Source organism: uncultured Aureimonas sp., assembly GCF_913775355.1.
Taxonomy (GTDB): Bacteria; Pseudomonadota; Alphaproteobacteria; order Rhizobiales; family Rhizobiaceae; genus Aureimonas.
On the sequence record NZ_CAJYIU010000211.1, the window covers coordinates 1 to 6,914 of the forward strand.

Genomic DNA, 6,914 nt, shown 5'->3' on the forward strand with positions numbered 1-6,914 from the left:
CCCGACGGCGCGGTCACCGATGCCGAGGGCAACGTGTGGAACGCTCGCTGGGGTGCGGGGCGGCTGGAGGTGTTCACTCCGGACGGCAAGCATTTGCGCTCGCTTTCCCTCCCGGCACGTCAGCCGAGCTGCCCGGCCTTCACCGGCCGGCACCTCGACCAGCTGCTTGTGACCACCGCCTATGAGGGCATGGACGAGGCCGAGCGGGCAGGTGACCCGAATGCCGGCCGGACCTTCATCGTCCAGGCCGGGGTGCGGGGCGTGGCCGAGCCCCGCCTGCGGTTGACGCCATGAGCCGGCGAGCGGCCTACGCCCTCGTCGACTGGGGCACGACGTCGTTCCGCGCCTGGGCCTGCGCTTCGGACGGTACGGTTCTGAACGAGCGCCGCGCGCCCGAAGGGCTCACCGGCGTCGTCGACGGCGACTTCGGCGGTGTGCTGACGCGGCACCTCTCTGCGATGGACGTGGCGGATGACGCGCCGGCCATCCTGTGCGGTATGGTCGGCTCGCGGACAGGCTGGGTCGAGGCGGCCTATCTGTCGGTTCCGACACGGCTCGACGACCTCGCCACCCACGCGACCCCGGTCTCGAACGCGGGGCGTCCGGTTCATATCCTGCCTGGTCTCGCGCAGCGCGGCAACGCGCCGGACGTGATGCGCGGCGAGGAAACGCAGCTTCTCGGCGTCGTGGCCGACGGGTTCGACACCGGCCTGGTCTGCATGCCGGGGACGCATTCGAAATGGGTGAAGCTGGACGGCGGGGCCGTCGCCGGCTTCTCGACCTTCATGACCGGCGAGCTCTTCCAGCTTCTGCGCACCGGATCGATCCTGCGTCAGGCGGTCGAAGGCGCCGAGCCGCCGCGACCGGAGACCGAAGGCTTCGCCGAAGGGTTCGCCGAGGGCTTTCGCCATCCTGCCACGGCGACCAACGCGCTGTTCCAACTGCGGGCCGGCTGGCTCCTGGACGGCGCTCTGCCGTCCCGGCAGGCGGCGCGGCTGTCCGGCCTGATGATCGGGCTCGAGTTCGCCGGCGCGACCGCGCTCTACGGAACCGGTGATCCGATGTCGCTGCTGGCGTCGGGTCCGATCGCGACGCTCTACGAGGCGGCGTTCGCAGCGGCCGGCCTTTCCCTCGCTCGTCGATTCGACGCCGACGAGTGCGTGCGCCACGGGTTGCTGGCCGCCGCGCACCGTCTTCATTCCGACCGGAGTTCATCATGAGCGACGTCACCGCGCGGGTCGCCTGGCCCGCATTCAAGCGTTCACTCGTCGCGATCCTGCGGGGAATCAAGCCGGAGGAGGTCGAGGCCTCCGTCGAGACGCTGATCGAGGCCGGTTTCGAAGCGATCGAGATCCCGTTGAATTCGCCCGATGCGTTCCGCTCCATCGCCTCGGCCGTGCGCCTCGGCGGACCTGAGCACTACATCGGCGCCGGGACGGTGCTGACCCCGGAGCAGGTCGATCGCCTCGCCGAGACGGGCGGGCGGCTTCTCGTCTCTCCCAACGTCGATGCGTCGGTGCTGCGGCGTGCTGCCGCGCACGGCATGGTCACGATGCCCGGCGTCTTCACGCCGACCGAGGCGTTCCAGGCGATTGCGGCCGGCGCGTCGGCGCTGAAGTTCTTTCCGGCCAGCGTGCTGGGACCATCCGGCGTGTCCGCGATCCGCGCCGTTCTGCCGAAGGACATCGAGATTGGCGTGGTCGGCGGCGTTTCGGAGGACGACTTCGAAGGCTACGCCCGGATCGGCGTGCGCAGCTTCGGTCTCGGCTCCTCGCTCTACAAGCCCGGCATGTCGGTTGGGGACATCCGCCAGCGCGCCGATAAAGCCGTCTTGCTCTACGACCGAGTTTGCGGTTTACGATAAATCAGAGCGCAGAAAAAATTCATTGGCGACGTGAACGTCAATGCGATAATTCATCAGACAATTGGCTGCCGCCGTCGTATCTTCGGGAGTGCGACGGAGGAGGGCTGAGAAGCGCGCGGGCCTGGCCCGCGACGGTTCGAAGAGCTCGGCGCGAGGGGTTCGCGCTTTCGGACGCTCGCTGAAGGCGGCGTCACGATGGGAGGACGACTATGATTCGAATGAAGACCCTGCTGGCGGCGGTGGCCCTCGGCGCGATGACCCTCTCCGGCGGCGCGTTCGCGCAGGAAAAGGGCACCGTGGGCGTGCTGATGCCGACCAAGGCGTCCGCCCGCTGGATCGCCGACGGCGACAACATGGTGAAGCAGCTGCAGGAGCGCGGCTACAAGACCGATCTGCAGTATGCCGAGGACGACATCCCGACGCAGATCAGCCAGCTCGAGAACATGGTGGCGGCCGGCGTCCAGTCGCTGGTGATCGCCTCGATCGACGGCACGACGCTGACGGACGTGCTGCAGCAGGCGCACGACAAGGGCATCAAGGTCATCGCCTACGACCGCCTGATCCGCAACTCGCCGAACGTCGACTACTACACGACTTTCGACAACTTCCAGGTCGGCGTCCTCCAGGCGCAGTCGATCGTGCAGGGCCTCAAGCTCGAAAGCGCGGCCGGCCCGTTCAACATCGAGCTCTTCGGCGGCTCGCCGGACGACAACAACGCGTTCTTCTTCTACAACGGCGCGATGAGCGTGCTGCAGCCGTACATCGACAGCGGCAAGCTCGTGATCCCGTCGGGCGAGACCGGCATGGACCGCGTCGGCACCCTGCGCTGGGATCCGGCGGTCGCCCAGGCCCGCATGGACAACCTCCTGTCGTCCTACTACGGCGACAAGACGGTCAACGCCGTGCTCTCGCCGTATGACGGTCTGTCGATCGGCATCATCTCGGCGCTGAGCGCTGTTGGCTACGGCTCGGGCAACAAGCCGATGCCGATTGTCTCGGGTCAGGACGCGGAAGTGCCCTCGGTCAAGTCGATCGAGAACGGCCAGCAGTACTCGACCATCTTCAAGGACACCCGCGAGCTCGCGAAGGTGACCGTGAACATGATCGACGCGATCGGCCAGGGCAAGGAGCCCGAGGTCACCGACACCAAGACCTACGAGAACGGCGTCAAGGTCGTCCCCGCCTACCTCCTGAAGCCGGTGCTGGTGACCAAGGAGAACATCAAGCCGGTTCTCGTGGACAGCGGCTACTACAAGGAAGACCAGATCAAGCCCTGATCTGACGCTTCGGCGAGGCGCCTCGCGCGCCTCGCCATCGCCTCTGCGGGAGCCATCGGCTCCCGCTCCGTCGTTCTGCAAGCCGGGGAAGAACGCTTTGGCACCGATTCTCGAGATGCGCGGCATCACCAAGACGTTCCCGGGCGTGAAGGCGCTCGACAACGTCAACCTCGTCGTCGAGCAGGGCGAGATCCACGCGATCTGCGGCGAGAACGGCGCCGGCAAGTCGACGCTGATGAAGGTCCTGTCGGGCGTCTACCCGCACGGCACCTACGAGGGCGACATCGTCTACGGCGGCGAGGTCCGGTCCTTCCGCGGCATCCGCGATTCCGAACATGTCGGTATCATCATCATTCACCAGGAGCTGGCGCTCGTGCCGCTCCTATCGATCGCCGAGAACATCTTCCTCGGCAACGAGATCTCCAAGGCCGGCATCATCAACTGGGACGAGGCCTTCCGCCGATCGAGCGATCTTCTTAAGCAGGTCGGCCTGTCCGAGCCGCCGACGACGCTGATCAAGGACATGGGCGTCGGCAAGCAGCAGCTGGTCGAGATCGCCAAGGCGCTCTCAAAGAAGGTGCGCCTGCTGATTCTCGACGAGCCGACCGCCAGCCTCAACGAGCGCGACAGTCAGGCGCTTCTCGACCTCCTGCTCGAGTTCAAGAAGCAGGGGCTGACGTCAATCATGATCAGCCACAAGCTGAACGAGATTTCGCGCGTCGCCGACTCGATCACCGTGATCCGCGATGGCTCCACGGTCTCGACGCTCGACTGCAAGGCCGGCGTCAGCGAAGACCAGATCATCCGCGACATGGTGGGCCGTCAGCTCGACGACCGCTATCCGCCGCGCCATCCGAAGATCGGCGAGGTCTTGTTCGAGGTGAAGGGCTGGAACGCGTTCCACCACCTCAACACGCAGCGCCAGATCGTGAAGGACGTCTCCTTCAACGTTCGCAAGGGCGAGATCGTCGGCATCGCCGGCCTCATGGGCGCGGGCCGCACCGAGCTTGCGATGAGCGTCTTCGGCAAGTCCTACGGGCGCCACATCACGGGCGAGGCGTTCTTGCACGGCAAGCCGGTGGACGTGTCTACGATCCCGAAGGCCATTGAGGCGGGGCTCGCCTACGTCACCGAGGACCGCAAGCACTATGGGCTGCTGCTCGAGGACGACATCCGCCAGAACATCTCGCTCGCCAACCTGCCCGGCATCGCCAAGGGCGGCGTGATCGACGAGGATCGCGAGCGCAAGGTGGCGGAGGACTACCGGACGAGCCTTCGCATCCGCTCGTCCAACATCTTCCACAAGACGCTGAACCTCTCGGGCGGCAACCAGCAGAAGGTGGTGCTGTCCAAGTGGCTCTTCTCGAACCCCGAGCTTCTGATCCTCGACGAGCCAACGCGCGGCATCGACGTCGGCGCGAAGTTCGAGATCTACTCCATCATCGAGCGGCTGGCATCCGAGGGTAAGGGCATTCTGATGATCTCGTCGGAAATGCCCGAGCTCCTCGGCATGTGCGACCGCATCTACGTCATGAACGAAGGGCGCTTCGTGGCCGAGCTGCCGCGCGGCGAGGCGACACAGGAAAGCATCATGCGCGCCATCATTCGTACCGCAGGGAGAGACGCGGCATGAGCATCAAGACCGTGGAAGCCCCGGGCGGGCAGGGGAGCGGGGCGAGCCTCGACTACTTCAAGAACAACCTGCGCGAATACGGCATGCTCGTCGCGCTGGTCGCGATCATCCTGTTCTTCGCCGCCTATTCGGCCGCGACGGGCCGGCCGACCTTCGTGTCGGCGTCCAACCTCACCAACCTGTTCCTCCAGAACAGCTACGTCATTATCATGGCGATCGGCATGCTGCTGATCATCATCACCGGCCATATCGACCTCTCGGTCGGCTCGCTGGTGGGCTTCGTCGGAGCGGTCGGCGCCGTGCTCATGGTGCTCTACGACGTACCCGTGCCCATCGCGGTGGCGATGTGTCTCGTGGTCGGCGCGGCGATCGGCGCGATCCAGGGCTACTTCGTCGCCTTCTTGCGGATCCCGTCCTTCATCGTGACGCTCGCCGGCATGCTGGTCTTCCGCGGCCTGACGTTCATGACGCTCGGCTCCTCGTCGTCGATCTCCCCGATCCCCGCGTCGCTTCGCGCGATCTCGACGGGAACGATCCCCGACGTCCTGCCGGTCATGGGCCTCGCCAACTCGACGACGCTGCTTCTGGCGATCGTGCTCGCGGTCGGCTTCGCGATTTTCGCATTCTCCAAGCGTTCGGCCCGCAGCCGCGTCGGACCGGTCGCTGAGCCGCAGGCGTTCTTCTACGGGCGCGTCGCGCTCGTCACCGTCGCGATCCTCTTTATGGGCTACCTGCTCGCCACCAATCGCGGCCTGCCGAACGTCCTGATCCTGATGGCGGTGCTGATCGCGATCTACGCCTTCGTCACCTCGCGCACCACGATCGGCCGCCGGGTCTACGCGGTGGGCGGCAACGAGAAGGCCGCCAAGCTCTCCGGCGTGAAGACCGAGCGGATCGTCTTCCTCGCCTTCGTCAACATGGGCGTCCTCGCCGCGATCGCCGGCCTCGTGTTCTTCGCCCGCGTCGGCTCGGCTACGGCCAAGAACGGCACGGGTCTCGAGCTCGACGTCATCGCGGCCTGCTTCATCGGGGGCGCCTCGGCCTACGGCGGCGTCGGCAAGGTGACCGGTGCGGTCATCGGCGCCTTCATCATGGGCGCGCTGAACATGGGCATGCAGACCTCCATGCAGTTGTCGATCGACTACCAGCAGCTCGTGAAGGGCCTCGTCCTTCTGGCCGCGGTCTGCTTCGACGTCTACAACCGCAACAAGGCCTGACGGCCGGTCACCCGGCATCGAAGGGCGTGGCACCGGGGTTCCGGCGCCGCGCCCTTTTTCGTTCGGCATCGACGGACGTCTTGCTTTCGCGACGTCACGAGGATGACGCCACGAAACTCGAACCCGGAGGGGCTCATGCCGACCACACGCGCCGTCGTTCCGACCGAGCACGCCAGCCGCTATCTGCAGCAGCTGTGCAAGCACTGGTCGCACAAATTCGCCGTGACCTTCGATGAACGGGACGGCACGATCGAGATGCCGTCCGCGCATGTCGCCATGACGGCCGCCGACGATCGGCTCGTCATCACCGTTGCCGCCGAAGACCCGGCAACCCTCGACCGCATGGAGGGCGTCGTCGCGGATCACGTCCGACGTTTCGCCTTCCGCGAGGATCTTGCGTTCGATTGGACGCGTGAGGATTGACCGCTTCCACCGAACGGTTGCTCGCCTGATCAACGTATCGCTGCCGGCCGGGGCCGCCGCCCACCAATGGCAGTTTCGCAGGGCGCCTGACCCACTCCCGAATGCAGACTGCGGCGGCTCTCTGGAGTGGCTGCCTTTCCGCATCGCCGCCCCTCTCGCGCGACTTTTGTGCTGCAACCTGCGCCGCCTTCGCCTATCCCGGGTGAGACCACAATCCGGAGAGATTCGAAGCCGAGGGGCGCGACGATGCTGCACGACATGCCGTTGATCGAGACGATCGTGGCCGGACTGGGCCTCGCCTTCGTCTTCGGCACGCTCGTGAACCGCTTCGGCATCTCTCCGATCGTCGGTTATCTTCTCGCCGGCATCAGCGTCGGACCGTTCACGCCCGGCTTCGTCGCCGATCAGGGGTTGGCGACGGAACTCGCCGAACTCGGCGTGATCCTCCTGATGTTCGGCGTCGGCCTGCACTTCTCGCTTGCGGATCTCATGTCCGTGCG

Annotated in this window: 8 protein-coding genes; all 8 read left to right on the forward strand. The window is 66.0% G+C overall.

The genetic code is table 11. The features are described 5' to 3' along the window. Positions 1 to 294, forward strand: a 294-nt coding sequence (locus QZ753_RS13045) for an SMP-30/gluconolactonase/LRE family protein (RefSeq protein WP_294644215.1), incomplete at its 5' end; no start/stop codon positions are given. Continuing rightward, positions 291 to 1,220 carry a 2-dehydro-3-deoxygalactonokinase gene (locus QZ753_RS13050; RefSeq protein WP_294644216.1) on the forward strand — a complete coding sequence of 310 codons (930 nt, stop codon included), beginning with the start codon at positions 291 to 293 and terminating at the stop codon, positions 1,218 to 1,220. The genes QZ753_RS13045 and QZ753_RS13050, both read left to right, overlap by 4 nt. Beyond that, positions 1,217 to 1,864 (forward strand): 2-dehydro-3-deoxy-6-phosphogalactonate aldolase, encoded by a 648-nt coding sequence (locus tag QZ753_RS13055; RefSeq protein WP_294644217.1) that lies wholly within the window; start codon positions 1,217 to 1,219, stop codon positions 1,862 to 1,864. The genes QZ753_RS13050 and QZ753_RS13055 overlap by 4 nt, the downstream gene beginning before the upstream one ends. Positions 1,865 to 2,073: 209 nt before the next feature. Further along, on the forward strand, positions 2,074 to 3,141 hold the full coding sequence (chvE, locus tag QZ753_RS13060; protein WP_294644218.1) for a multiple monosaccharide ABC transporter substrate-binding protein: 1,068 nt from the start codon (positions 2,074 to 2,076) through the stop codon (positions 3,139 to 3,141). 115 nt (positions 3,142 to 3,256) lie between these two features. After that, positions 3,257 to 4,774 (forward strand): multiple monosaccharide ABC transporter ATP-binding protein, encoded by a 1,518-nt coding sequence (mmsA, locus tag QZ753_RS13065; protein WP_294644222.1) that lies wholly within the window; start codon positions 3,257 to 3,259, stop codon positions 4,772 to 4,774. Beyond that, positions 4,771 to 5,991: a multiple monosaccharide ABC transporter permease gene (mmsB, locus tag QZ753_RS13070; protein ID WP_294644219.1), complete on the forward strand. Its 1,221-nt coding sequence runs from the start codon at positions 4,771 to 4,773 to the stop codon at positions 5,989 to 5,991. The genes mmsA and mmsB overlap by 4 nt, the downstream gene beginning before the upstream one ends. 135 nt (positions 5,992 to 6,126) lie before the next feature. Then, positions 6,127 to 6,414, forward strand: a complete 288-nt coding sequence (locus tag QZ753_RS13075) for a DUF2218 domain-containing protein (RefSeq protein ID WP_294644220.1) — start codon at positions 6,127 to 6,129, stop codon at positions 6,412 to 6,414. Positions 6,415 to 6,660: 246 nt separating this feature from the next. After that, positions 6,661 to 6,914: cation:proton antiporter (locus tag QZ753_RS13080; RefSeq protein ID WP_294644221.1), on the forward strand; the 254-nt coding region annotated here is incomplete at its 3' end.